The sequence below is a fragment of the Myxococcus sp. MH1 genome (assembly GCF_059738865.1).
Genome location: NZ_AP026947.1, coordinates 7,472,910 through 7,496,523, shown reverse-complemented (window position 1 = coordinate 7,496,523; position 23,614 = coordinate 7,472,910). Strand labels below are relative to the sequence as shown.

21 protein-coding genes are annotated in these 23,614 nt (G+C 69.9%); 14 read left to right on the top strand and 7 right to left on the bottom strand.

What is annotated here, in order from left to right; genetic code table 11:
* Nucleotides 1-92: 92 nt before the first annotated feature.
* The gene (locus AC6JA9_RS29270) at nucleotides 93-1,556 is read left to right on the top strand and encodes an ELWxxDGT repeat protein (protein WP_408889783.1); all 1,464 of its coding nucleotides are present in this window, start codon (nucleotides 93-95) and stop codon (nucleotides 1,554-1,556) included.
* Nucleotides 1,557-1,562: 6 nt separating this feature from the next.
* On the opposite strand, the gene AC6JA9_RS29265 is transcribed toward AC6JA9_RS29270, so the two are convergent.
* Nucleotides 1,563-2,642, bottom strand: coding sequence for an MBL fold metallo-hydrolase (locus AC6JA9_RS29265; protein WP_408889784.1), 1,080 nt, complete (start codon nucleotides 2,640-2,642; stop codon nucleotides 1,563-1,565).
* Between the two features lie 296 nt (nucleotides 2,643-2,938).
* On the opposite strand from AC6JA9_RS29265, the gene ruvB reads away from it, so the two are divergent.
* From ruvB to AC6JA9_RS29235, 6 genes are all read left to right on the top strand, one after another.
* Nucleotides 2,939-3,970, top strand: coding sequence for a Holliday junction branch migration DNA helicase RuvB (gene ruvB, locus AC6JA9_RS29260; RefSeq protein WP_408889786.1), 1,032 nt, complete (start codon nucleotides 2,939-2,941; stop codon nucleotides 3,968-3,970).
* A 13-nt stretch (nucleotides 3,971-3,983) separates the two neighbouring features.
* On the top strand, nucleotides 3,984-5,480 hold the full coding sequence (locus tag AC6JA9_RS29255) for a hypothetical protein (protein ID WP_408889787.1): 1,497 nt from the start codon (nucleotides 3,984-3,986) through the stop codon (nucleotides 5,478-5,480).
* Between the two features lie 484 nt (nucleotides 5,481-5,964).
* Nucleotides 5,965-6,909: a UDP-3-O-acyl-N-acetylglucosamine deacetylase gene (gene lpxC, locus AC6JA9_RS29250; protein WP_046715035.1), complete on the top strand. Its 945-nt coding sequence runs from the start codon at nucleotides 5,965-5,967 to the stop codon at nucleotides 6,907-6,909.
* Nucleotides 6,910-6,971: 62 nt separating this feature from the next.
* Nucleotides 6,972-8,060 (top strand): thioredoxin domain-containing protein, encoded by a 1,089-nt coding sequence (locus tag AC6JA9_RS29245; protein WP_420715361.1) that lies wholly within the window; start codon nucleotides 6,972-6,974, stop codon nucleotides 8,058-8,060.
* Nucleotides 8,061-8,085: 25 nt separating this feature from the next.
* Nucleotides 8,086-9,321 carry a DUF4388 domain-containing protein gene (locus AC6JA9_RS29240; RefSeq protein ID WP_223784067.1) on the top strand — a complete coding sequence of 412 codons (1,236 nt, stop codon included), beginning with the start codon at nucleotides 8,086-8,088 and terminating at the stop codon, nucleotides 9,319-9,321.
* Between the two features lie 57 nt (nucleotides 9,322-9,378).
* Complete coding sequence (locus AC6JA9_RS29235; RefSeq protein ID WP_497958178.1) at nucleotides 9,379-10,014, top strand: hypothetical protein; 636 nt, start codon at nucleotides 9,379-9,381, stop codon at nucleotides 10,012-10,014.
* A gap of 135 nt (nucleotides 10,015-10,149) precedes the next feature.
* On the opposite strand, the gene AC6JA9_RS29230 is transcribed toward AC6JA9_RS29235, so the two are convergent.
* Nucleotides 10,150-11,742, bottom strand: a complete 1,593-nt coding sequence (locus AC6JA9_RS29230) for a leucyl aminopeptidase (protein WP_248544504.1) — start codon at nucleotides 11,740-11,742, stop codon at nucleotides 10,150-10,152.
* 132 nt (nucleotides 11,743-11,874) lie between these two features.
* Here AC6JA9_RS29230 and AC6JA9_RS29225 point away from each other — a divergent pair, with 132 nt between their 5' ends.
* From AC6JA9_RS29225 to AC6JA9_RS29215, 3 genes are all read left to right on the top strand, one after another.
* Nucleotides 11,875-12,768, top strand: a complete 894-nt coding sequence (locus AC6JA9_RS29225) for a zinc dependent phospholipase C family protein (protein WP_141325890.1) — start codon at nucleotides 11,875-11,877, stop codon at nucleotides 12,766-12,768.
* A gap of 126 nt (nucleotides 12,769-12,894) precedes the next feature.
* Entirely contained in the window at nucleotides 12,895-13,677 is a 783-nt protein-coding gene (locus tag AC6JA9_RS29220; protein ID WP_046715030.1) for a sulfite exporter TauE/SafE family protein, read from the top strand.
* A 44-nt stretch (nucleotides 13,678-13,721) separates the two neighbouring features.
* On the top strand, nucleotides 13,722-14,168 hold the full coding sequence (locus AC6JA9_RS29215; protein ID WP_370640311.1) for a hypothetical protein: 447 nt from the start codon (nucleotides 13,722-13,724) through the stop codon (nucleotides 14,166-14,168).
* Nucleotides 14,169-14,199: 31 nt separating this feature from the next.
* Here the strand turns inward: AC6JA9_RS29215 and AC6JA9_RS29210 are convergent, their stop codons facing one another.
* From AC6JA9_RS29210 to fabF, 3 genes are all read right to left on the bottom strand, one after another.
* Complete coding sequence (locus tag AC6JA9_RS29210; protein WP_141325893.1) at nucleotides 14,200-15,072, bottom strand: tetratricopeptide repeat protein; 873 nt, start codon at nucleotides 15,070-15,072, stop codon at nucleotides 14,200-14,202.
* Between the two features lie 2 nt (nucleotides 15,073-15,074).
* Nucleotides 15,075-16,718, bottom strand: a complete 1,644-nt coding sequence (locus AC6JA9_RS29205; protein ID WP_141325894.1) for a helix-turn-helix domain-containing protein — start codon at nucleotides 16,716-16,718, stop codon at nucleotides 15,075-15,077.
* Between the two features lie 333 nt (nucleotides 16,719-17,051).
* Complete coding sequence (gene fabF / locus AC6JA9_RS29200) at nucleotides 17,052-18,296, bottom strand: beta-ketoacyl-ACP synthase II (protein ID WP_408889790.1); 1,245 nt, start codon at nucleotides 18,294-18,296, stop codon at nucleotides 17,052-17,054.
* Between the two features lie 193 nt (nucleotides 18,297-18,489).
* Between fabF and AC6JA9_RS29195 the strand changes: the two genes are divergently transcribed.
* Both AC6JA9_RS29195 and AC6JA9_RS29190 read left to right on the top strand, forming a co-directional pair.
* Complete coding sequence (locus tag AC6JA9_RS29195; RefSeq protein WP_255665944.1) at nucleotides 18,490-19,014, top strand: PaaI family thioesterase; 525 nt, start codon at nucleotides 18,490-18,492, stop codon at nucleotides 19,012-19,014.
* Nucleotides 19,015-19,021: 7 nt separating this feature from the next.
* Complete coding sequence (locus tag AC6JA9_RS29190; RefSeq protein WP_408889791.1) at nucleotides 19,022-19,624, top strand: TetR/AcrR family transcriptional regulator; 603 nt, start codon at nucleotides 19,022-19,024, stop codon at nucleotides 19,622-19,624.
* A gap of 30 nt (nucleotides 19,625-19,654) precedes the next feature.
* Here AC6JA9_RS29190 and AC6JA9_RS29185 read toward each other — a convergent pair whose 3' ends face one another.
* Nucleotides 19,655-20,575 (bottom strand): type VI immunity family protein, encoded by a 921-nt coding sequence (locus tag AC6JA9_RS29185; protein ID WP_223784070.1) that lies wholly within the window; start codon nucleotides 20,573-20,575, stop codon nucleotides 19,655-19,657.
* The gene (locus tag AC6JA9_RS29180; protein ID WP_223784071.1) at nucleotides 20,572-21,402 is read right to left on the bottom strand and encodes a hypothetical protein; all 831 of its coding nucleotides are present in this window, start codon (nucleotides 21,400-21,402) and stop codon (nucleotides 20,572-20,574) included. Before AC6JA9_RS29180 ends, AC6JA9_RS29185 begins: the two co-directional genes overlap by 4 nt.
* A gap of 352 nt (nucleotides 21,403-21,754) precedes the next feature.
* On the opposite strand from AC6JA9_RS29180, the gene AC6JA9_RS29175 reads away from it, so the two are divergent.
* Both AC6JA9_RS29175 and AC6JA9_RS29170 read left to right on the top strand, forming a co-directional pair.
* Nucleotides 21,755-23,215, top strand: a complete 1,461-nt coding sequence (locus AC6JA9_RS29175; protein ID WP_497958177.1) for a M61 metallopeptidase family protein — start codon at nucleotides 21,755-21,757, stop codon at nucleotides 23,213-23,215.
* A gap of 108 nt (nucleotides 23,216-23,323) precedes the next feature.
* On the top strand, nucleotides 23,324-23,590 hold the full coding sequence (locus AC6JA9_RS29170; protein ID WP_141330247.1) for a hypothetical protein: 267 nt from the start codon (nucleotides 23,324-23,326) through the stop codon (nucleotides 23,588-23,590).
* Nucleotides 23,591-23,614: the final 24 nt, after the last annotated feature.

Sequence of the window (23,614 nt, the reverse complement as noted above, 5' to 3'; positions counted from 1 at the left end):
TTCCCTCGGTGAGTAGCGAGTTCCGCCACTGGTGACACTTTCCAGCCACAGCGGTGGGGGCGCGGCCTCACCCAGGACAAGGAGTTGCTCACATGAAGGCATGGCGTGGCATCCCGGTGCTCGTGTCCGTTCTCTGGGGAGGGCTCCTCGCGGTGGGGTGTGGTCCCGCAGTCGACGGCCTCGACGCGGAGGGCGAGGCGGCGGTGGAGTCCGCGCGGGCCGAGGTGGCGACGGCGGGCCGGGCCTGCACGTCGGAGCGGGTGATGCCCTCGGGCACGAAGCCGGAGTGGCTGGTGCGCGGCGTGGACCGGCTGTTCTTCAGCGCGGACTCGCAGGAGCAGGGCCGCGAGCTGTGGAGCAGCCCGGGCCGCGGCGGCTGCGCGGGCCTGGTGAAGGACATCCGGGCGGGAGCGCAGGGCTCGGTGCCGCGCTACCTGACGGCGCTGGGGCGCTGGGTGCTCTTCGCGGCGGATGACGGGCTGCAGGGGCCGGAGCTGTGGCGCACGGACGGCACGGAGGCGGGCACGGTGCGGGTGCTGGACGTGTGGCCGGGCGAGCGGGGCTCGGCGCCGCGCGCGCTCACCCGCGTGGGCACTCACGTCTACTTCCTCGCGGAGGCGCCGGGAAATGGCCAGGAGCTGTGGCGCACGGACGGCACCGCGTCCGGCACTCGGCGGGTGCACGCGTTCATCCCCGGCAGTGACGTGTTGCAGCTGACGGCCTGGGGTGAGCGGCTCGCGCTGGTCTCCTACGACGCCGAGGCCGCGGTGCTCTGGGTGGTCGAGCCGAGCGGCGAGACGCGCGAGGTGTTCCGCTCGGCCGTGGGCGTGTTCGACTCGCTGACGGCGGTGGAGCGTCGGCTCTTCTTCGTGCGCGACACGGGAGAGGGCCTCGTGGAGCTGTGGGTGGTGGCGGGGCGTCAGGCCGTCGCGACGAAGGTGCGCGACTTCAGCGGCGGGGCGCCCTCGGAGCTGACCGCGCTGGGGGACCAGGTGTTCTTCCATGCGGGCTCGGACGGCAACTATGGCGAGTTGGGCGACACGCGGCACGGCGGCGAGCTGTGGCGCAGCGACGGCACGACGCAGGGAACCCGCATGGTGCGGGATATCTGGCCGGGGCCGAAGGGCTCGCTGCCCTCGGACCTGGTCGCCATGGACGGCGTGCTGTACTTCGCGGCGGAGGACGGCTGGCGCGGGCGCGAGCTGTGGCGCAGCGACGGCACGGCCCTGGGCACGTGGATGGTCTGGGACCTCCAGTGGGGACCGGAGGGCAGCGAGCCGCGGCAGCTGGTGGCGCAGGACGGCTGGCTGTTCTTCTCGGCGACCACCGCCGCGCATGGCCGCGAGGCGTGGAAGAGCGACGGCTGGCTGTGGAACACGCGCCGGATGACGGACATCGCCCCCGGTGCGTCGTCGTCGAACCCCCGCTCGTTCGTGCGCTCGGGCCGCGACGTGTTCTTCCTCGCCAACGAGGCCGCCGTGGGCGAGGCGCTCTGGGTGTTGCCGCTCCACGGCGCGTGGTCGTGCGCGGGCCCCCGGGGTGGGAAGGGCTGCTGAGGTCCCTCAGGCGGCGCGGCGGCTCGCGGGCGTGGGCCGCACGTCGCCGAAGTTGGGCGCGGGCAGGACGATGGTGGGCGACAGCCCCGGCGCCAGCAGGTGGGACGTCAGCAGCGAGGACGGATGGAAGTTCACGAAGGCGCCCTCCACCGCGGAGGGCCCGGCGAAGAGCTTCTCCACCACCATGGAGGAGTATTGCAGCAGGGAGTCCTCGCGGCTGTTGCCGTTGAGCACCACCTCCCAGCCCATGTGCTCGGCGAAGCGGCGCACCCCGGGGATGGCGGAGAGCAGCGGCGTGTAGCTCTCCGTGGCCACGCCGTTCTCGCTGGTGACGAACACCTCGCGCGAGGTGGCCACCGCCAGGGACATGTTGCCGCGCGTGTGGCCCGGCGTGCTCAGGATGGCCGCGCCCGTGCCCAGCCACGTGTGCCCGTCCAGCAGCACCACGCGCTCCTCGGGGATGTCCGCGCCGCCGGGGACGAACCACACCGACTGCATGGGGTGCAGGTCCTTCACCATCTCCCACTCCGCGCGCTGCACCAGCAGCTTCGCGCGCGGGAAGTACGCGGACAGGCCGTCACCGCCCAGCCACCCGCGCAAATCCTGGATGTGCAGGTGGTCGAAGGCGAGGAAGTCCACGTCCCCGGGCGTCAGCCCCAGCGAGGCCAGGTGGCTCTGCACCGTGCCGTGCTGGGTGGACATGACCTTGTCGGAGACGAACGCGCCGTAGCGCTCCCGCAGCGAGCGGTAGAAGGGCGCCGCCTGTCCCCGCTCGTAGTCGGAGGGGTTGAACAGGAGCGTGCGCCGCTCGTCGTTCGCGTCCACGAACTGCACCACCTGCATGCGGTGGGTCATCATCACGTAGGGCGCCGGCGAACTGGCCGCGCCGCTGAAGGCGAACAGCGACGGGTAGGGGAAGGTGACGAGCTCGCACGTGGCCACCGCCGCCACCGGGCCCTCCTGGACGAAGCGCTCGCGGGCCTGGAGCGCCGCGCGGCGCAGCTTCTGGAGGCGCGGGCCGGGCAGCGTCTCGGCGTGGGCCTCGGCGAGGAAGGGCAGGGGACGGAACGCGGGGCTCTGGCTCATGGGCTCACCGTGACTGCGAGAGGTCGATGACCTTGGCGACCGGAAAGGTGATTCGCGAGGGCATGTTCTCGCGCCCCCGGGCCGTCCCGCCAAGTCGCCTGGGACGTGTTTCTCACGAGCGTCCGCCAGTCCACAGGCGCGCCTGCCGGGCGGCCTCACCGCGAGCAGAGGGCGCCCGTGCGTCGACGGGCGTCCGGGGCGGGCTCCCGCTCGCCGGTCGGCTGGTCTCCGGGGCGTCCCGGGGGGCTTGCTCCGAGGATGTGGGCGACACGCGCGGCCTTCCTGTATAGGGTCACATGGTCATGGCGAGGAAGTCCGACACTCTCTCCGAAGAGGTCCTCCCGGAGGACGTCCGGCTCGAGGCCTCCCTGCGTCCGCGCTCGTTCGACGAGTACGTGGGGCAGGGCTCCGTCGTCGAGAAGCTCAAGGTCTACGTGCAGGCGGCCAGGAGCCGGGGCGACGCGCTGGACCACTGCCTGTTCTCCGGGCCCCCGGGCCTGGGCAAGACGTCGCTGGCGCACATCATCGCCAACGAGCTGGGCGTGGGCATCCACGTCACCAGCGGCCCGGCGCTGGAGCGCAAGGGGGATCTGGCCGGTCTGCTCACCAACCTGGACGCGCGCGACGTCCTCTTCATCGATGAAATCCACCGCCTCAACGCCGCCGTGGAGGAGTACCTCTACCCGGCGATGGAGGACTTCCGGCTGGACATCACCATCGACACGGGGCCGGCCGCCCGGGCGATGAAGATCGACTTGCCGCCCTTCACGCTCATCGGCGCCACCACGCGCACGGGCCTGCTCACGTCGCCCTTGCGTGACCGGTTCCAGATTCAGGAGCGCCTGGAGTACTACGACGCCCAGGCGCTGGAGCTCATCCTCCACCGCTCCGCGCGCATCCTCGGCATCCCCCTGGACAGGGACGCCGCGCGCGAGGTGGCCACGCGCTCGCGCGGCACGCCCCGCATCGTCAACCGGCTCCTGCGCCGGCTGCGCGACTTCGCGGAGGTGGAGGGCAACGGTCGCATCTCCCTGGAGCTGGCCAAGAAGTCCCTGGACCGGCTGGGCGTGGACGCCAGTGGTTTGGACTCCATGGACCGGAAGATTCTCCTCACCATCCTGGACAAGTTCGGTGGGGGCCCGGTGGGCGTGGAGACCATCGCCGCCAGCGTGGGCGAACAACGCGATACGATTGAGGACGTGTACGAGCCCTTCCTCATGCAGGAGGGCTTCCTCCAACGCACGCCCCGGGGCCGGATGGCCACGCACCGCACCTACCAGTATTTCAAGAAGCAGCCACCGCCCACGCCCCAGGGCAGCCTCTTCTGACCTCCCGCGAGCCATGAGCCAGGCCACCTCTCCCGCGTCTCCCGCCTCCGGACCCACCACCCTCCGCGTCGCGCGTGACTTCTACGCGGACCTGATGCGGGCCTCGCAGACGTCGCGCGCGGGCTTCCTCGCCGAGCGCGAGCGCTGGCTGCGCGGCGTGCCGGTGGATGGCCGCGAGGAGCTGCTCTTCGAGTTCGAGATGCTGCTGCGCGCGGTGGAGCGCTACCTCAACCTCACCGCCGTGGTGGACGCCAAGGACCGGCCGCTCGTCACCCGCGACTTCCACGAGGAGCTGGTGGACGTGCGCGACGCCATGGACCGCGCCATCCGCGTCGCCCGCCACCTGCAGGACCCCGACAGCGACCAGAAGATGGTCTTCCGCAAGTACGTGGAGACCCAGCTGGCCGACGACCGGGTGCGCCGCGCGCTCATCGAGGAGGAGCTGGACCAGCAGACCGCCCCGGAGAGCCTCTTCGTGCTGCGAGAGGACCTGGACGCGCTCCGAAACCTCCTGGACCACCTGCTCCAGCTGCCCACCGCGCGGCTCAACCTGTTCCAGGACCTGGGCAAGCTCGCGCTGAAGGAGATCGTCCTCAACCGCTACTTCCGGCCCTTCCGCCCGCTGGAGTTCCGCGTCGAGTACGACCGGCTGCGCTCCGTGCGCATCCTGGACACCCTGTCACAGATGTCAGAGGAGCCGCGGACGGCCTTCGCCACCGCCTTCCTGGGCCTGTTCCGGCTGTTGCACTACCTGTCCTACGTGGACGCGGAGGCCACGCCGCCCGTGCCGCGCCGCGTCCGGGTGCTGCTGGCCCTGGTGCGCAGCGAGACGCACGCCCTGGCCACGTGGATGCACGCGGAGCTGTCCCCCAGGGCGGGCTCCAAGGGGCTCCAGGCCGCCGCGCTGAGGGCCGCGCGGGACCTGGCCAAGGAGGCCGAGCGCATCGGCCGGGAGGTGCTCGCCCACGTGGACCGGGAGCCGGACGCGCCCCAGCGCGCCGCCGCCGCCTTCACCACGCTCCTGCGCACGCAGGTCGTCGCGCTGGTGGAGTCGCTCGCGCCCAACGGCGGCCTGACGGACGGCGTCTTCGACCACCTGGTGAGCCCCCAGGACGCCGCGCTGCGGCTGCGCAAGGACCTGTGGGTCTACGCCCAGCTGTGCCGCGCCGCCGAGGGACACCTGCGCGCCGACGACGTCCCCGCCGCCGAGCGCGCCCTGGACGCGCTCAAGAGCTTCCTGGGCTACTTCCACGATGGCGGCTACCAGCTCTTGCGCTACGCGGACTACGACGCCTTCGACCGCTTCACCGCGCTGCTGGTGGAGCTGCCCTGGCCGCCCGAGGGCCCCGGCATCCGCTCCCGCCTCGCCGAGGACCTGCGCCGCTTCAGCCAGACGCTCGAGTCCACCTTCCACGCTGTCAGCCGCCGCACCCTCCTGCAGGGCAGGGGCTTCGACCGCCAGGAGGCCGAGGCCCTGAGGGACCGCTTCGTGGCCCCCGCACCCCGCTGAGCCGCTCAGGACGGGGTTGCGAGGACCCACGCCCACGCGCACCGTATGACGCAAGCCCCCACGACGGGTGCTCATACGGGGCGTGTTTGCTTCCAGCCAGTTCCTTGCGCTATGGACGCCCCCGTGTTGCATGGAAGACACGCTTCGTTACGAAGCGCGTCACGGTGATGGGCGGCGGCGGAGGCGGTGATGGAATCCCGGACACCAATGTCACGGTTTCGGGCGATTTCACCGGGCCTCCAACGGGGGGCGGGTGTCTGGCCACGAGGGGCACCCACCGCGATGTCAGAAAAAGACCAGCCATTCCAACGGGTTCGAGCCACTCAAGGGCCCCTCGGAGGCCTCCGGGATGTCACGCGGTCGTGGCATGCCACTTGCTGAATCTGCGCGTCGCGTCAGACCACTGTTGAACGATTCCGGCGCCATCTGGCCAGATGACCGTTCGGAAGTCCCGCAGCACGAGCAGCCACGAGGCGACACCGACATGCCCCCGTCTTCCTACAACCAGCGCACCCTCTCGAAGACCGCCAGCCTCCAGGGCATCGGGCTCCACTCGGGCGCGAAGGTGACGCTCACGCTGCGTCCGGCCCCCGCGGGGCACGGCATCGTCTTCGTGCGTACGGACCTGCCCCGGCCGGTGAGCATCCCCGCCCTGGCGGAGTACGTGGTGGACACGGTGCTGGCGACGACGCTGGGCCGCGACGGCGCCAAGGTGGCCACGGTGGAGCACCTGATGTCGGCCATGGCCGGCATGGGCATCGACAACGCCCGGGTGGAACTGGACGGCCCAGAGGTCCCCATCATGGACGGCAGCGCCGCCCCGTTCGCGGCCCTCATCCAGGAGGCCGGCGTCCGCGAGCTGGACGCGCCCAAGGAGCTGCTGGTCATCAAGAAGCCGGTGTCGGTGGTGGACGGCGACAAGCAGGCCTCGCTCACCCCGTCGCGCCACTTCCGCATCAGCTGCACCATCGACTTCGAGCACCCCGTCATCCAGGGCCAGGCGTTCGACCTGGACTTCAGCGACCGGGACTTCTCGCGCGAGATTTCCCGCGCGCGCACGTTCTGCTTCCTGCGCGACGTGGAGAAGCTCAAGAGCCTGGGCCTGGCGCGCGGCGGCTCGCTGGACAACGCCATCGTCGTGGACGAGGTCTCCATCCTCAACCCCGAGGGCCTGCGCTTCACCGACGAGTTCGTGCGTCACAAGATCCTGGACGCCATCGGTGATGTGTCTCTGTTCGGCAGGCCTGTCATTGGCCACCTGACGGCCTACAAGACGGGGCACGCGCTCAATCACAAGCTGGTGCGCAAGGTCCTGTCGGACCCGAGCTGCTATGAGATTGTCCCGGCGCGTCGCCGCGACGTGGAGGGCCTGGAGCTGGGCCTGCCCGGGCTTGCTGGCGCGCTGGAGCTGGAGCCGCTCGTCGCCTGAAAGGGCGTCTTGCATTTCCTTGCAGGTCGGGGCTGCCTCGACTAAGTCGCGGGCTTATGCCCATGCGTCCAACCCCCGTCATCCTCGCCGCGCTGCTGGCGGCTTCGTTCACCGCCGGTTGCAACAAGGAGAAGGCGCCGGCCACCGCGCAGGCTCCCGCCGCCGCCGCGGCCACTCCGGGTGAGCCCACCCCGGACACCGTGGTCGCCACGTTCGGCGACGGACAGAAGATCACCTACAAGGAGCTCAACGAGCGCGTCTCGGAGCCCCTGGCCAACCTCGAGAAGCAGAAGTTCCAGCTGCGCAAGCGCGGCCTCGAGGGCATGGTGACCGAGAAGCTGGTCGACGCGGAGGCCAAGAAGCGCGGCATCTCCCAGGACCAGTTCCTCAAGGCGGAGATCGACGACAAGGTCCAGGCGCCCACCGAGGAGAAGATCAAGGAGGTCTTCGACGGCGCCAAGGGCCAGCTGCCCCCCGGCTCGACGTTCGAGCAGATGAAGCCGCAGATCGTCGACTTCCTCACCCAGCAGCCCAAGCAGGAGCGCGCCCAGGCCCTGTTCGCGGAGCTGCGCAAGAACGCCAACGTGCAGATCACCCTGCCCGAGCCGCCGCGCCCGCCGGCCGAGCGCAAGCAGGTGGCCGCCACCGGCCCGTCGAAGGGTCCGGACAACGCGCCCGTCACCATCGTCGAGTTCAGCGACTTCCAGTGCCCGTTCTGCAGCCGCGCCAACGCCGCCGTGGACCAGGTCTTCAAGGAGTACGACGGCAAGGTGAAGCTGGTGTTCCGCCAGTTCCCGCTCGACTTCCACAAGGAGGCGCAGAAGGCCGCCGAGGCGTCGCTGTGCGCGGCGGACCAGAACAAGTTCTGGGAGATGCACGACAAGCTGTTCGCCAGCCAGAGCGCCCTGCAGGTGGAGAACCTCAAGAAGTACGCGGGCGAGCTGCAGCTGGACCAGGCCAAGTTCGACAAGTGCCTGGACTCCGGTGAGAAGGCCACCATCGTGAAGACGGACATGGCGGACGCGCAGAAGGTCGGCGTCAGCGGCACGCCGGCGTTCTTCATCAACGGCGTCATGCTCTCCGGCGCGCAGCCGTTCGAGGAGTTCAAGAGCATCATCGACGCCGAGCTGAAGCCGACGGCGCAGAAGTAATCCCGACGCACGGAGGACACGGGCGGTGGCCCAGAAACCCAAGGCCACGCCCCGGCTCGGCGGCGAGGCGGCTTCCCTCGACCTGGAGAAGTCGCTCTCCCAGGGCCTGTCCTCCTCCCGTCCCCTCTCGGCCTGGTTCCACGGGCCGGAGGGGATGGTGCTCCTCCATGAGCCCTCGGGCTTCGCCGGCTTCCTGGCCGGCACGCTCGGGACGTTGTCCGTGGAGGAGGTCTTCGCCCACGTCCTGACGGGCATCCGCAGCGGCCTGTTGGCCGTGCAGCACGGCGCCGTTCGCAGGACGGTGTCCTTCCGGGACGGGCAGGTGGTGTTCGCCACGTCCACGGAGCGCTGGGAGCGGCTGGGCGCGGTGCTGGTGCGGCTGGGGCTGGTGACGCAGGCGCAGCTCACGCAGGCGCTCTCGCGCGTGACGCCGTCGCGGCGCATCGGCCAGGTGCTCACGTCCGAGGGCATGGTCTCCGAGGCGAACCTCTACAGCGCCATGACGTACGTGGTGCGCGAGGTGGTGCTGAGCCTCTTCGAGCTGACGGAGGGCAGCTTCCTGTTCGTCGAGGGGCCCGCGCCCATGGCGGACGTGGTGAAGCTGCCGGAGCGCACGCGGGACCTGGTGCTCACCGGCATCAAGCGCTCGGAGGAGCTGTCGCGGCTCAGGCGCCGCTACCCGGACGACACGCGCGTGGAGGTGGGCCCTGCTGGCGCGCGCGCGGGTGAGGAGCGCTTCTTCCAGCGGATGGGCTCCGGCACGACGGTGGGCGAGCTGCGGTTGGTGCGCGAGAGCGGCGCGCACACGTTCTTCACGTGGCTGGAGGAGTGCGTGCGTGGGGGCCACCTCCAGGTGAAGCCCGCGGCGCCTGCCGTGCCCCCGGCGCCCGCGGTGGAGGGCATGGCCTGGGAGCTGTTGTCCGCGGAGGAGCGCTACAACCTGCTGTTGTCGCTCATCCACCGCGCGCTGCGCGACGCGGGGCAGGACGTGGACTTGATGCGCGGCTTCCTCGACGCGCCGCCCTCGGGGCTGGAGGACGCGTTCTCCGGTGTGGTGCTCGGGCCGGACGGGCGGGTGGACGTGACGCGGCTGCGGGCGAACCTTGCGTCCGGTGGTGAGGCCGTGGCGCGGGCGCTGACGCTGGAGGCGCTGGACGCCATCGTGTCCTATGCGCTGTTCACCGCGCGCAACGTGCTGCCTCCGGACGTGGCGGAGCGGCTGTCCAACACCTACCGCACCCTCCAGGGAGGGCTGGCCTAGCAGGCGCCACATGGCCACGTTCGCGACCACGGCGTTGGTGGTCGGGGGATGCGTGTCATGGGTGTTCTGCGGAAGCTGGCGTGGGGTTTCCTGTTGTTGGGCACGGCGTGCAGTGGCTCGCGCCAGGCCGTGAAGGCCGACGCGGCGGCGACGGAGCCGGGCACGGGCGGCTCCGGTCCCCCGGTGGCGGCTCAGACGGCGTCGGTGTCCGGGCCCTACGTCGACGAGGAGCTGGGGTTCGAAATCATCCGCCCCAGCGACGAGTGGCACCTGGTGGTGACGAACGAGCGCACGCCGGAGGGATTGGCGATTCCCGTCGTCCTGCGCCACCCGCCCTCCAACGCGCAGGTGGTGCTGCAGGTGGCGCCGGAGGTGGTGTCACCCACCCAGTTCGCCGAGCGGCTCGCGGAGGGCCTGCGTCAGCAGCCGGGCTTCACCACCACGGACCCGGTGCCGCTCGCGCTGTCGGACAAGGCGGTGGGCTTCGACTTCCAGGTGGGGGAGGGCGTGCACGGCCGCGTCGCCGTGCGCGAGGGACAGGAGGGCCGCGTGCTGATGATGCTGGCCACCTGGCCCGCGCTGGCGCCCGCCGGTGACATCCAGAACGTGGATGCCCTCATCCAGGGCATCCGGCCGCTGCCGGAGCGCAAGAAGCCGCTCCCCGGCACCGTGCCCCAGGCCGCGCGTCCCTGAGCTTCCTCCGTTGCTGGAGGCAGCCCGGCGCGCCCGAGCCTCAAGCGGCGCCGCGCGCCTGAGGGGTACGCGCAAGCGCCGCTGCCACGAACTCCACGAAGGCGTGGGGCTCGCGGACACCGCCGACAGGAGGCGTCAGCCGCGCGTGGACTTCTTCGCGCCGCGCGCCTGGCGAGCGGGCTTCGCGGGGGCCTCGGCCACCTCTTCGCCCTGCGTCTGCGCGCGCAGCCGCACCCACTCGACCAGGGTGCGCACGCCCACGCCGGTGCCGCCCTTGGAGAGGTAGCCGCGCTCCTTGGGGCTGTTGGACGGCCCCGCGATGTCCAGGTGCACCCACGGCGTGTCGCCGACGAACTCCTTGAGGAACAGCGCGGCGTTGATGGAGCCGCCCCAGCGCTCGCCGGAGTTCTTCATGTCGGCGACCTCGGAGCGCAGCGCGTCCTTCTGCAGCTCGCTCACCGGCAGGCGCCACATCTCCTCGCCCGCGGTGCGCGCGGACTGGAGCACCTGGTTGACGGTGTCGTCGTCGTCGCCGAAGGCGCCGACGATGTAGTTGCCCAGCGCGACGATGCACGCGCCCGTGAGCGTGGCCAGGTCGATGACGGCGGACGGCTTGTGCTCGCACGCCCACGTCAGCATGTCGCCCAGCACCAGCCGGCCCTCGGCGTCCGTGTTGGTGATCTCCACCGTCTTGCCCAGCCGCGACGTGAGGATGTCACCGGGCTTGTACGCGTTGCCGGCCGGCATGTTCTCGCACGCGCCGATGAAGGCATGCACGGGGAAGGGCGGCTTGAGCTGCGCGATGACCTGCATGGCGCCCAGCACCGCGGCCGAGCCCGCCATGTCCGTCTTCATGTCCACCATGCCCTCGGTGGGCTTGAGCGACAGGCCGCCCGAGTCGAAGGTGATCGCCTTGCCCACCAGCGCCAGCGGAGGCCGCTTCGCGTCGCGCGCGTTCTTCGGCGTGTACTCCACGTGGATGAGCCGCGGCTCCTCGGTGCTCCCGGCCGTGACGCCCAGGAACATGCCCATCCGCAGCTTCTCGATCTCGCGCTGACCGCCGATGGTGATCTTCAGCCCGTGCTCCTTGGCGGACTTGCGCGCCGCCTCGGCCAGCACCGTGGGCGTCACCGCGTTGGGCGGCTCGTTCACCAGGTCGCGCGCCCAGTTGGCCGCCTCGGCCACGCGCTTGCCCAGCGCGAGCGCGTCCTCGAGGTCACGCGACTTCTCCACGCCCTCGGGCAGCACCAGGGACACCTTGACGGGCTTCTTCGCGCCCTTCTCCTCGCGCGCGGAGGACTTGTACTTGTCGAACTTGTACGCGCCCAGCTCCAGCCCCTCCACCACCGCGCGCACCGCGTCCGCCTGCGCGTCCGTGACGGGGAGCGCCACCACGAGCGAGGCCACCTTCAGCCGCTGGGCCGTCTTCGCCGCGCGTCCGGCGGCCAGCCGCAGCACCTCCGGGTGGAAGCGCGCGCGGCTGCCCAGGCCCAACAGCAGCACCCGGCCCGCCGGGGTGCGGCCGAGCGTGTGCATCACCAGGGACTGGTCCGCCTTCGCCTTGAAGCCCTCCTGGGTGGCGGCGCCGCGCAGGCGGCCCTCCAGCGCGCTGTCCGCCGCGACGAGACCCGCCGGGGCACCCTCACCCAGCTCACCCTCGAAGAGCGGAATGACGAGCAGCTCGCCATTCGCAAGGGAGGCGTCGCCGGAGACGAAGGAGAAATTCATGGGCCGATGGACTCCTGAACGGATGAGGGAAGACGAAAGGCCGCGGACTGTAACGCCCGCCCTGTTGCACGCAAAGCGTTGGATTTCATTCGAGCGTTGCATTGCCGCGGGGGGCTGGGTAGCAGTCAGGCAATGCCCACCTTGCTGATGCATCTGACCGCCATCGAACGGTTGGCCGCCAACCCCGGAGAGCTGCCTCCGGAGTGGGTGCGTGCGCTCTCGGAGGACCTGCCCTACGCGCGCTTCGGCGCCGCGCTGCCGGACCTGCCCCTGTGCGAGGGCGTCCGAGGCGGGCTCGCCGCCTTCCTGCCCGAGCGCGAGATGCCGCTGTTCTCGCGGCTGTACCACGAGCGCGCGCCGGTGGGCTTCGGCCTGAAGATGGCGGAGCTCGTCGCCACGGGCGCGCTGGTGGGCACCGAGCCGGGACTGGCCCTGCTGTCCGGCTACTTCACGCACCTGTGCATGGACCGCCGGCTGCACCCCATCGTCGACCAGCTCGTGGTGAAGCACCGCCGACGGGGCGAGCGGGCGCTGGCGGCGCACCGCGACATCGAGTGGGCGCAGACGCTCTTCTACCTGCGCGAGCTGCACGGCGTGGACCTGCTCGGCACGCCCCGGCTGCGCGAGAAGTGTCAGGTGGTGAAGAGCCCGGGCTTCCCGTGGCGCGGCATCGGCCGGGGCATCTACGAACTGGTGCGCCTGTCCTCGCAGGAGCGCGTGGGGCAGGCGCCCTCCAAGGCGGACGTGGATGGCTGGGTGCGCGGGCTGTACGTCTCCGGACTCTTCCTCTCCAGCCCCGTGGGCCGCACGCGCGCGCTGCCCGCCTTCGCCCGCCTGTCCTTCCAGGAGCTGTATCGCAACGACACCTTCGACTTCGCCCAGGAGGTCGAAGGTGCGCTGGAGTCGGCGCGTGGAGTCCTTCGGAGGTTGCACGGCTACATGGCCAGGGGCACCTTCACGCCTCGGACGCGGGCGCGCTTCCTGGAGGCCTTCCCCGAGGGAACGCTGGGGGTTCGAGCGGCTTGACGCACCCGCCCCACGCCCTGCGGTGCCAGGGCGTTTCGCGCGCAGAGCAACCGTCCTGCCGAGCCTGCCTGCCGTCGGGGAATGCCGCTGTGCGAGGCGGCTCACCGCTCCTATCCTCGTGGAGGAATGACGGTACTTCTCCTCATGGTGGTGGGCGGGCTCGCGGGGGCGTTGGGAGCGATGCTCGGCATCGGGGGCGGCATCGTGCTCGTGCCCGCGCTGGTGCTGGGCTTCGGGCTGCCGCTGGAGGAGGCGGTGCCGGCGAGCCTCATGTGCGTGGTGGCCAACTCGTGCGCGGCCGCCGCCGGCTATGTGGACAACCACCTGAGTGACATCCGGCTGGGGCTGACGCTGGAGCTGGCCACGGTGCTGGGCGCCATCGCGGGGGGCCTCGTCGCGGCGCTCATCGCGCCGGCGATGGTGGCGGTGGTGTTCGGCCTGTTCACGCTCTACGTGGCGCTGCAGATGATTCTGCTGCGCTCGCCCCGACGCGAGCCGGCGACGCTGGACGACTACCAGCCGACGAACTATCCGCTGGGCATCTCCGGCTCGTTCGTGGCCGGTGGCCTGTCCGCGCTGCTGGGGGTCGGCGGAGGGCCGCTGAAGGTGCCGCTGATGAGCTACGGCATGCACGTGCCCTTCAAGGTGGCCAGCGCCACGAGCAACCTGATGATTGGCGTGACGGGCGCGGCGAGCGTGGCCGCGTACGCGCTGCGCGGGCACCTCAAGCTGGCGCTGGTGTCGCCGCTGGTGGTGGGCGTGCTGGCCGGCGCCTATGTGGGCAGCCGGCTGATGCCGAAGGTCCCCACGGCGGTGCTCAAGCGGCTGTTCGCGCTGGTGCTGCTGACGGTGGCGGGGCAGATGTTGTGGAAGGGAGGGGCGGGACTGTGGCCGAGCATCTGGGAGTGAGGGGTGAGGACCCGGACGGAGAAGAACCTCCAACGGTCTCCGCGGTGATGGCGGAGCCTGCGAGGCTGACGCACAACGCGGTGGCGGCGACGTCCGCTCCGGCCGCGGCGGAGACGGCGCCGGAGCTGGAGTCGGAGCCCGTCACCGCGAGCACCCTGGAGGCACCCGCGCCGAGCACCCCGCGCGTGCGCGACAGGGCGCTGGCCGGAGACCGGTGGATTGCCCGCGTGCTGCGCGTGGGCGCGGTGCTCAGCGGCGGCATGTTCGTGCTGTCGCTGGGGCTGGAGGCGCTGCCGGGCTCGGAGAGCACGCACGTGGCCATCGACCAGCTTCGCAAGGCGGCGGCGTCGCTGCTGCTGGTGACGCCGGTGGCGCGGCTGGGCGTGGCGGGCACGCTCCTGGGCCTGCGCGGAGAGTGGCGCTACGCCGTCATCGCCGCGGGAGTGCTGGGCCTGTTGGCCCTGGCGGTGGGGGCCGGCATCCAGGCGTGACGCACGGCACCCCGTGAGGCGGTGGGGCGCTTCAGGCGCCCCGGGCGGCGAAGTGGGCGAGGATGTTGCGCACCTTGGCGACCTCGTCCATGCGCCCCTGCTCCTCGTAGAGCGGCAGCACGGCCTCCAGCTGCTCCCGGGCCGCGGGCAGGTCCTGGGTGTAGTAGCAGGACAGGCCCAGGTCCCACCGGGCGCGCGCCTCGTGCACGTGGTCGTGCAGCTCCTGGTACAGCTCCACCGCGCGCAAGAGGTGCGAGCGCGCGCCCTCGTGGTTGCCCAGCAGGCCCTCGGACTCGCCGAGCAGCAGGTGGCCCAGCGCGAGCGCCTCGGGGTCGTCGCCCTGCTCCAGCAGGGGAATCGCCTCGAGGAAGCGCTTCCGGGCCGGCTCGTACTCGGCCTTCTCCATGCGGATGTCGCCGATGTCGAGCAGCAGCCGCGCGGTGCGCCCGGTGTTGCGCGTCTGGCGGTAGAGGATGAGCGCCTCCTGGTACTTCTCCTCGGCGGCCTCGGGCTGGCCCAGCGCGCGCAGGGACTCGCCGACGCAGGCGCGGCACATCGCCTCGCCCTCGCGGTCCTTGGTCTCGTTGAAGAGCATCGCGGCCTTGGCGATGAGCTCCAGCGCGCCGCGGTGGTCCTCGAAGTTCGCCTTGGCCACGCCCATGCCGAAGTACGCCTGGGCCAGGCCCGGCTTGTAGCCGGCCTCCTGGAACATCCCGAGCGCCTCCTCGTAGCACTGGCGGCTGGCGGCGTGGTCCTCGAGCAGGCCGTGCAGCTCCGCCAGGCTCACCAGGCCCTGGCCCACGGTGGTGGGCGTGCCGGTGATGCGCAGGGTGGCCAGCTGGTTCTTCTGCTTCTGGAGCGCCTCCAGCAGATGGGCGCGTTCGGTGTCTTCGGGCGGGTGCATGCTCACGCGTCGCCACCCTTGCGGCGCCGGGCCGCCTTGTCCAACGAATCGTGCTTCTCGCTCCCGTCAGCGCCATTGACGCCTGGCTGAGCGCCGCCGCCATTTCCAGTGGCGCCGTGGGCACCCCCGACGTGGCGCTCCTTCTCCACCTTGTCGGCCTGCTCGTAGCCCAGCAGCGGGGAGAAGAAGCAGTCCTTCTTCGTGTACTCGTCGAACGCGAAGGCGAAGCGGTAGCTGGCCGCCGCGCGCTGGTTGCAGTCGGTGCGCTCGCAGAAGCGGCAGGAGATGCCGGAGGGGATGGCATCCTTGCGCAAGTCATTGGTGGGCAGACCGTACGCCAGGTACTTCGCGTTCTCCGCGTGGGTGCCCAGGCCGATGGAGTAGGCGGTGCCCTTGACGATGGAGCCCTCCGTCGGCTGCAGCTGCACCTTGGCGAAGCAGAAGTACGTGGTGCCGTCCGGCATCATCGAATACTGCCGGGTGAGCTGGGACGGGTTGAGGAACGCCAGGTGCACGGCCCACTTGCCGCAGCTGCCGCCGCCGCTGGCGAAGCGGATGCCGGTGCCGCTGTAGCGCTTGGAGATGTTGCCGGCGATGTCCGAGCGCAGGAAGTGGAACGGGATGCCCGGGCGCTTCGGGTCCGACAGGTTGCACAGCCGGTGGGCCACCGTCTCGTAGGTGGAGCCGAAGATGCTCGACAGCAGCTCCACGTCGTAGCGCGTGCGCTGCACCTCCTTGAAGAAGTCCCCGTACGGCAGCATCAGCGCGCCGGCGAAGTAGTTGGCCAGGTTCACCTTGATGAGCCGCGTCGTCTCGCCGTGCCGGGTGCGCCCCGCGCCGAGGATGCGCTCGACCAGCTTCTCCTTGTCCAGCATGAGCAGGCCGATGGACGCCGCGATTTGAAACTTCAGCGGCTGCTCGGTGAGGTCCGGTGACAGCGTGAGCGTCTGCTCCTCCGGGTCCAGCCGCCGCACCACGGACGAGCCGCTGGGCGAAGCGTCGATGAGCACGCGGTAGCCGAAGCGCTTCTCCAACAGCTGCATCAGCTGCCCGCTGGTGAGCTGGCGCTCCAGGCTCACGTCGCGCCGCAGGGCCTCCGCCTGCTCCTCGATTTCGGGGAAGTAGTTGCGGTGCGTCTCCAGGAAGTCACTCACCTCGTCGAAGGGCGAGTAGTCGAAGCGCACGCCGGGCACCGTGCCGTTGCCGGCGCTGCTGCCTTGGGTCCGCGTGCGCTCCTCCACGTTGAGCTGCGCGAGCACGTTCTCCAGCTGCGTGCGCGTGTTCTTGTAGAGGTTGAAGAGCGCGGCCACGGTGCCGGCGAGCTTCGGCTCGGCCGACAGCGACTGGAGCGACTCCGGGTCGATGTCCAGGCTCTTGAGCAGCGGCTCGTCGAGCAGCTTCGCGAGCGCCTCGTCCACCCGGCCCTCGCCCAGCGTGGACATGAACTGCTCGGGGTCCTGGTCGAAGTAGCGAAGGGCCTTCCAGAGCAGCGGGAAGGGCATCACGCGCTTGCCCTTCTCGATGAGGTTCAAGTAGGCGGGGGAGACCCCCAGGTCCTTCGCCGCGTCCGCCTGCTTGATGTTGCGGGCGAGCCGCAGACCCCGGAGCTTCAGGCCCACGTTGGCGTTCAGTGCGTTGTCGTTCATGGCTGAGTCGGGTCCACCACAGGGCGCGCCTGGCCCTCGCGCCTCACGGACCCTTTCAACCACTTTGCAAATCGATTTACCGATTTGCAATCAGCGTTTTTCGACCGCGCTCCCCCTGTGCGGCCGGCGACGGAACAGCCAACTGCCACCTGTCCGATACCTGTCGAGCATGTGCAACCACATGTAATCGTTGCACTTTGTTCTCGCGCGGATGTGCGTTCCGGGCGGTGCTCGACGCACCTTGTCAAGTGTTTACCGCCGCGATGCGGCATGCGGTTCGCATGCGTTGGTAAACGAGTTTTCGCGGTTTACAGGGGTGATGCGGGACAGGGCTCAGGGGATCAGCCTTCGGAAGATGAGCGACACGTTGGTGCCGCCGAAGCCGAAGGAGTTGCTCATGACGGCGTCGACCTGGGCGGGCCGGGCGGTGTTGGGCACGCAGTCCAGGTCGATGCGTGGATCCAACCGCTCCAGGTTGATGGTGGGCGGCAGCAGGCCCCGGGTGAGGGCGAGGATGCTGATGACGGCCTCCGCGGCGCCCGCCGCGCCGTTCATGTGGCCGGTCATCGACTTGGTGGAGGAGACGGCGACGGAGCGCGCGGCGTCGCCGAAGACGTGGTGGATGCCCTGGACCTCCATGAGGTCGCCCACGTCCGTGGAGGTGCCGTGCGCGTTGATGTAGCCGATGTCGGCGGGGCGCAAGGCGGCGTCCTTCAGGGCCGCGCGCATGCTGCGTTGGGCGCCCTCGTGCTCGGGGGCGGGCGCGGTGACGTGGTGCGCGTCGGCGCTGGCGCCGTAGCCGGTGAGCTCCGCGTGGATGCGGGCGCCGCGGGCGCGTGCATGCTCCAGCTCCTCGAGGACGAGCATGCCGGAGCCCTCGGCGAGCACGAAGCCGTCGCGGTCCGCGTCGAAGGGGCGACTGGCGGCATGGGGCGCGTCGTTGCGCAGGGACAAGGCCTGCATGGCGGCGAAGCCTCCGACGCCGAGCAGGGAGATGGGGGCCTCGGCGCCTCCGGCCACCGCCACGTCGAATTCGCCGCGCTGGATGCCGCGCATCGCCTCGCCGATGGCGTGGGCGCTGGTGGAGCACGCGGAGTTGGGCGCCCAGGAGGGGCCCTTGAGGCCATGGCGCAGGCTCACATAGCCGGGGGCCATGTTGATGATCATCTGCAGGACGAAGAAGGGGCTGATGCGGTCCGGCCCCTTCTCCAGCGCGCGGCGGAACGTCTCCTCCAGGCTTCCGATTCCACCGATGCCCGAGCCGATGATGGTGGCGATGCGCTCGGCGTTCTCGGGGGTGACCTTCAGGCCCGAGTCCTCCAGGGCCATGTCGGAGGCCACCACGGCGAAGTGGGCGAAGCGGTCCATGCGTCGGGCCTCGCGCCGCTCGATGTGGTCCTCGACCTTGAAGTCCTTCACCTCGCCGGCGATGCGGCAGTCGAGCGCGCTCGCGTCGAAGAGGGTAATGGGGCCCACGCCGCTCTGGCCGCGCACCAGCGCCTCCCAGCTCTTCTCCACGCCCGTCCCACAGGGGCTGATGAGCCCCAGTCCCGTCACCACCACGCGCCGCTTCTGCATCCGCCGCTCCCTTGCATGGCACGCCAGGAGAACACACGGTCCGGCCGTCCGTGGGCCCTCCTTCTTCGCGACGTGCGCTCGATGCCCCTTTGTATTATGGGTATCATTCCATCTGGCAAGCCTCATTGTCGAGGAACGTGTGGATGTCCGGTTCTGGGACGATGACGGCCATCATTTCATCGAGGGAGAGGCCATGAGCGAGGCGGAGAGCGACGCGCGGACCCGGACGGTGACCTGGCGGGACTACCGGGAGGGGGTGGCGGCGGCGAAGACGATGTCGGGGCTGGAGTACCTGCGCGCCATCGTCCGGGGGGAGGTGCCGGGGGCGCCGATTGCGTCGCTGATGGGCTTCGCGCCGGTGGAGGTGTCGGAGGGGCGGGCGGTGTTCGAGGTGGAGCCGGGGGAGTACCACTACAACCCGATCGGGACGGTGCACGGGGGATTGGCGGCCACGTTGTTGGACTCGGCGCTGGGGTGCGCGGTGCACAGCACGTTGCCGGTGGGGGCGGGCTACACGACGTTGGAGCTGCACGTGAACATGGTGCGGGCCATCTCGCAGGACACGGGGAAGCTGACGTGCACGGGGGAGGTGATTCACGTGGGAGGGCGGGTGGCGACGGCGCAGGCGAAGCTGACGGACGCGAGCGGGAAGCTGTACGCGCACGGGACGACGACGTGCATGGTGTTCAGGCCCGCGGGCCCGGGTGGCCGGGAGTAGGGCGGCGATGCGCTACGCACCCGAGCACAAGCAGGCCACGCGCGAGAGAATCCTGGCGGCGGCGGAGTCGCTCTTCCGGAAGGAGGGGTTCGCGGGCGCGAGCGTGGAGCGCGTCATGCGCGCGGCCGGGCTGACGGTGGGCGGCTTCTATGCGCACTTCGCCTCGAAGGACTCGCTGCTCGCGGAGTCGGTGCGGGCGTTCTTCCAGGATCAGCACTCGCGCTGGTTGGGAGGGCTGGAGGAGCTGCGCGGCGCGGAGTTCCTGAGTCACTTCGTGAGGCGGTACCTGAACCGCCACAACCGTGACGACATGGAGGAGGGCTGCATCCTGCCCTCCGTGTTGTCGGACGTGACGCGGGGCACGCCCGAGGCGCAGGAGGCGCTGGGGCGGGGCGTGGAGACGCTCGCGGCGGAGCTGGGGGCCCGGGTCGCAAGTGGGGAGGGTGTCACCGGGAGGCAGCGCGCGCTGGCGACGGTGGCGCTCCTGTTCGGGGCGATGACGCTCGCGCGGGCGACGAAGGCGACGCCGCTGTCGGATGAAATCCTGGAGGCGGCGCGCGCCTTCCTGCTCGCGGGCGCGGGGGCTCCGGAGAAGAAGCAGAGCGACTGACGTCGAGTGAGCTGTGCCCACCCCTGAGCATCATCGGCGGAGTCGGTGGCTCCGAAGACGCAAGGTGATGGGATCCCACGGCAGCCCGGTGACCTCTTCCTCATGCAGGAAGGGTTCGAGGACCCGCGTCATCTCCCGATAGGGCAGCGGGATGGCGTGATTTTCGGTGTCGATGGCTTCGGGCCACTCTCCCAAGGTGACCAGAATTCGCTCCTCGTCCACGGCTTGGACAGAGACACCTGGCAAGTCGAGCTGTTGCTCCACAATCTCGCGACCTCCAAGCTGACTGAGCAACGGCTGTCCCAGAAACGTGAGCCAGTAAGCGCCTCGTGCGCGCGTACCGATGTTCCGACTGGTGTCTCCCAGACGTGGGAGGTCCAGGCCTAGGTAACGTTGGAGCACCTCTTGGACCTGCTTCCGGAGGGAGAACCAGGCCCCTGATGAGGAGATGAGCGCGGGGCTGGCGTAACCAAAGCTGAACGGAAGCTCACGAGCAATCTCGAGGGCCAGGGTGCGGAAATGCTCCGGGCTATGTGTCATGAGGTACTCGGTGGGGAACAAGAAGCAGAGCCCACTCGTTGCCCTGTCGTCGCGTGAGAAGATGGGGTCATCGAGCTTTCGACCGTCGTATCCGAAGTGGTAGTCGCTGGCCCCGCCGGGCAACTCGGACAGATCAACGAGCCACTCGCCCCCCCAGGCACGTTCGACAATTTGCTGACGGATGTGCGTCCACCCTGCTTCATCCAAGGGGAGCATGTCTCCATCGTCCGCTCCATACCACCCCAGTGCCAGGGGAGGGATGGCACGCCGGTACTTCTCCAGGCAGGACCAGACGCGGTCGGCCACATCCCGGTGTGAGTGACGCATGAAGAAGCAGAGCGCGAGTCCATCACGGGCCACCAGGTCTCCGTGCTTGTTCATCAGTCGGATGACTGGAAGCGAATCGCTCATTGTGTGATTCCCCATCGAGGCGAAATCATGACTGCCTCTCCTTTCAGGGCCTCTCTGTAGACTCGTCCCTGGTTCGAGCCCTGGTAGGCGCTCTTCTCCCCATAGAGAGTCCACCGGGCCTCATTCGAATCGGGGCAGGGGAACTTGAAGTCCAGGATGAGGATTGAGCTCAACAGGTTGGAATCGGAGTGCAGGACCACATCCGGCTTGATGGTGCGCCACAAATCACGCGTGCAGCCCTCTGCGAGAAGTCGAGCCTCTTCGCTTCGGCTGATGGTCTCCAGGAGGTCTGCATGAGGATAGTAACGATAGCGTTGCTCGATGCTGAAAGGCGCCGTCCAGGCTCGCTCCAGCACCTCGCGAGCACATTGGAGCGCCAGCAGGTGCTTGCGCTTCCCAAGGGCCATGGCGCGGGTGACAACGTCACCGCAGCCATCTCTCTCCACTTCCTCACCGCACTCTCTTCGGGTCGGGGAGCGCCCGCCGAAGAACTCATTGTTCACCTGGCGCTCCGCCTGGATGGCGCAATCCACGAGATGCTCTTCAAGCTCATCCACTGCATTGTCATCCTTCAGCACGACAAGCAGAACTGGAGCGAGTTTGATGAGTTGCGAGGCCGTTTCCTGGGTCGCCGCAGCGCCAGTCGCGCTACGCGACACCGCAGCCGCATGGCGAAGCCTCGCAGCGGTTTCTGTGTCGAGACGTAGGTCGACATGCCCGGATCGACTCGGGTTGCTCGCGCACGCTGTCAGCAGGACCAGGGAAAGGCACCATGGCGTGGGCTTCCGGGGATGATGTGGCATCAGGCGCATGAAGTCGGAATGCACGGCGCGGAATCTACCCGTCGCCCTGTGAGTCCGATACGGCGCAGTCATGGGGCGGGGCTCGTGTCCAACGGAGAGGCCCGCGCGGCCTCCAACGCTCCGAGTCCATCGTGCGCCAAGGGGGCCTCGGGGAGACACGCATCGAGCCATGGGATGTTCCCGCGCAGGCTCTTGAGGGGCTCGGAGTGTGGCCCTCCCACGGACTGGCGCGTCTCGGCCCGAAGGACCCACTGTCCCAGGTCGCTCGGCACCGATCGCGTCCTCGGCGCGCGGAGGGCCCTTCCCACACGCTCGCACGGAAGCGCCGACGGCCGCTCCCGCGCACGCTTCGCTCCAGGCTAGGGTTGTGTCCGTGATGTCCCCCGCGCGCATCCGTTCGATGCTCCCGCTGCTCTGCCTCGTGGCGCTGTCCTGCCTCGGCGGTGTCCGCTCGCGCGCGGCGAAGGATCCGGCGGCGCTGCGCTACAACCTCACCTACGTCCGCGAACCCACGCCCGCGCTCGACGTGGAGGTCGTCCTCGTCCGAGGCGCACCGCGCACCTTCCGCTTCACCCGCCCCGGCGGCGTGGACTCCGTCAGCGCATACCGCGAGGACGGCGAGCGCCTCGAAGTCCCGGTCCGCGACGGCCTGGTGCAACTGCCCCGCGACATCCGCTTCCTGCGCTACCGCTATGCACTCGAACCCCGCCGTCGTGGACACGGCTGGGACTTCTTCTCGGGGAGCACCGAGGAGGACACGTGGCACCTCACGGGGCGCACGTACCTCATCCGCCCCAACCTGGCGCCACCCGACCTGCGCGTGGAGCTCGTCGTCGAAGGCATTGATGCCCTGTTGCCCTGGCAACCGGATGACACGGGCCTGTACCACCTGCGCGCCGAGGACCTCGTCGACTCGGGGTTCCACGCCTTCGGCGGACGACGGTGTCAGGTGGTCCTTCAAGACGCGGTGCTGGACGTGGCGGTGCTCGGCCACTTCACCCACCTCGACGACGCGCGCGTGTGTCACTGGCTGAAGCGGACCGCCGACGAAGTGCTCACCGTGCGCCGCGCCTTCCCCTATCCCCGCGTCACCGTGCGGGTCATCCCCGTCCCCGGGCGCGAGGGCCCCGGCCTCTTCGGCATGGTGCTGTGGAGCTCTCCACCCAGCATCTCGCTGCTCGTGGGACAGGACGCCACCGAAGCCTCGTTCGAGCGCGACTGGGTCGCGCTCCACGAGATGCTCCACCTCGCGCATCCCGCCATCCTCCCGCGCGTGCCGTGGTTGTCGGAGGGGCTCGCCACCTACCTCACGGAGATGGCGCAGGTCCGCTCGGGAAGACAAAGCGCCCAGCGCGCCTGGGGCGAGCTGGTGGACGGCTTCGCGCGCGGCCGGGACGTGGCGAAAGCCCGCACCATGAAGGAGGTCGTCGCCGACAGCGACTTCTCCCCAGGCACCTATTGGACCGGCGCGCTCTTCGCCCTGCATCTCGATGTGGAAATCCGCCGTGTCACTGGAAACCGACGTCACCTGGAGGATGTGTTGGAGGGGCTCGCGGCGCGGGGGAGCACGTCCACCTTCGGGGCCTTCGGCATGGCGGTGGACGAGGTCGCGGGGCAGCCGCTGTTCGATGCGCTGCTCGCCCGCCACCTCGAGCGGCCTGCTTTTGTGGAGCAGGAAGGTTTGCTACAAGCGCTGGGCGTGACGACCGGCGCTGAGGGCATCCAGCTGGTGCCGGCCCGTGACAGCGCGCTGCGCGAGGCACTGGAAACGGGTGGGTGTAACCCACGTGCGGGAAGTTGCGTATCGGATGCATCCGCGATTCATCGACATCCGTAGATGAGGTCCGCCATGTCCAGAACGACGCTGGCGCTCATCGCGCTTCCAGATGACTCGCGCGCTCGAGCAGTAACCCCCCTCAACGCAGTACCGAAAGGAAGCAACCCCATGAACGCGAAGGCTCTTGCGGCGATTGTCGGCACCCTGTCCCTGGCCTCCCTCGCCACCGGCTGTGCCTCCACCAAGTCCGCCGAGGCCCAGCCGGCCGCCGCGGAGAAGGGCGCCGAGGGCAGCTGTGGCGCGCAGAAGGCCGAAGGCGACAAGGGCGCCGAGGCGGGCTGCGGCGCGCAGAAGACCGAGGGCGCCGCCCCCGCCGCGACGCCGGAGAAGGGCACCGAGCACGCCTGCGGCGCGGGCGGCTGCGGCAAGAAGTAGTCGTCACGGGCCGCATCCAGGCCC

Bases quoted from the DNA above. Each gene is read 5' to 3' on its own strand.
- AC6JA9_RS29270 (WP_408889783.1), top strand. From the start codon at position 93: ATGAAGGCATGGCGTGGCATCCCGGTGCTCGTGTCCGTTCTCTGGGGA.
- AC6JA9_RS29265 (WP_408889784.1), bottom strand. From the start codon at position 2,642: ATGAGCCAGAGCCCCGCGTTCCGTCCCCTGCCCTTCCTCGCCGAGGCC.
- ruvB (WP_408889786.1), top strand. From the start codon at position 2,939: ATGGTCATGGCGAGGAAGTCCGACACTCTCTCCGAAGAGGTCCTCCCG.
- AC6JA9_RS29255 (WP_408889787.1), top strand. From the start codon at position 3,984: ATGAGCCAGGCCACCTCTCCCGCGTCTCCCGCCTCCGGACCCACCACC.
- lpxC (WP_046715035.1), top strand. From the start codon at position 5,965: ATGCCCCCGTCTTCCTACAACCAGCGCACCCTCTCGAAGACCGCCAGC.
- AC6JA9_RS29245 (WP_420715361.1), top strand. From the start codon at position 6,972: ATGCGTCCAACCCCCGTCATCCTCGCCGCGCTGCTGGCGGCTTCGTTC.
- AC6JA9_RS29235 (WP_497958178.1), top strand. From the start codon at position 9,379: ATGGGTGTTCTGCGGAAGCTGGCGTGGGGTTTCCTGTTGTTGGGCACG.
- AC6JA9_RS29230 (WP_248544504.1), bottom strand. From the start codon at position 11,742: ATGAATTTCTCCTTCGTCTCCGGCGACGCCTCCCTTGCGAATGGCGAG.
- AC6JA9_RS29225 (WP_141325890.1), top strand. From the start codon at position 11,875: ATGCCCACCTTGCTGATGCATCTGACCGCCATCGAACGGTTGGCCGCC.
- AC6JA9_RS29220 (WP_046715030.1), top strand. From the start codon at position 12,895: ATGACGGTACTTCTCCTCATGGTGGTGGGCGGGCTCGCGGGGGCGTTG.
- AC6JA9_RS29210 (WP_141325893.1), bottom strand. From the start codon at position 15,072: ATGCACCCGCCCGAAGACACCGAACGCGCCCATCTGCTGGAGGCGCTC.
- AC6JA9_RS29205 (WP_141325894.1), bottom strand. From the start codon at position 16,718: ATGAACGACAACGCACTGAACGCCAACGTGGGCCTGAAGCTCCGGGGT.
- fabF (WP_408889790.1), bottom strand. From the start codon at position 18,296: ATGCAGAAGCGGCGCGTGGTGGTGACGGGACTGGGGCTCATCAGCCCC.
- AC6JA9_RS29195 (WP_255665944.1), top strand. From the start codon at position 18,490: ATGAGCGAGGCGGAGAGCGACGCGCGGACCCGGACGGTGACCTGGCGG.
- AC6JA9_RS29190 (WP_408889791.1), top strand. From the start codon at position 19,022: ATGCGCTACGCACCCGAGCACAAGCAGGCCACGCGCGAGAGAATCCTG.
- AC6JA9_RS29185 (WP_223784070.1), bottom strand. From the start codon at position 20,575: ATGAGCGATTCGCTTCCAGTCATCCGACTGATGAACAAGCACGGAGAC.
- AC6JA9_RS29175 (WP_497958177.1), top strand. From the start codon at position 21,755: ATGTCCCCCGCGCGCATCCGTTCGATGCTCCCGCTGCTCTGCCTCGTG.
- AC6JA9_RS29170 (WP_141330247.1), top strand. From the start codon at position 23,324: ATGAACGCGAAGGCTCTTGCGGCGATTGTCGGCACCCTGTCCCTGGCC.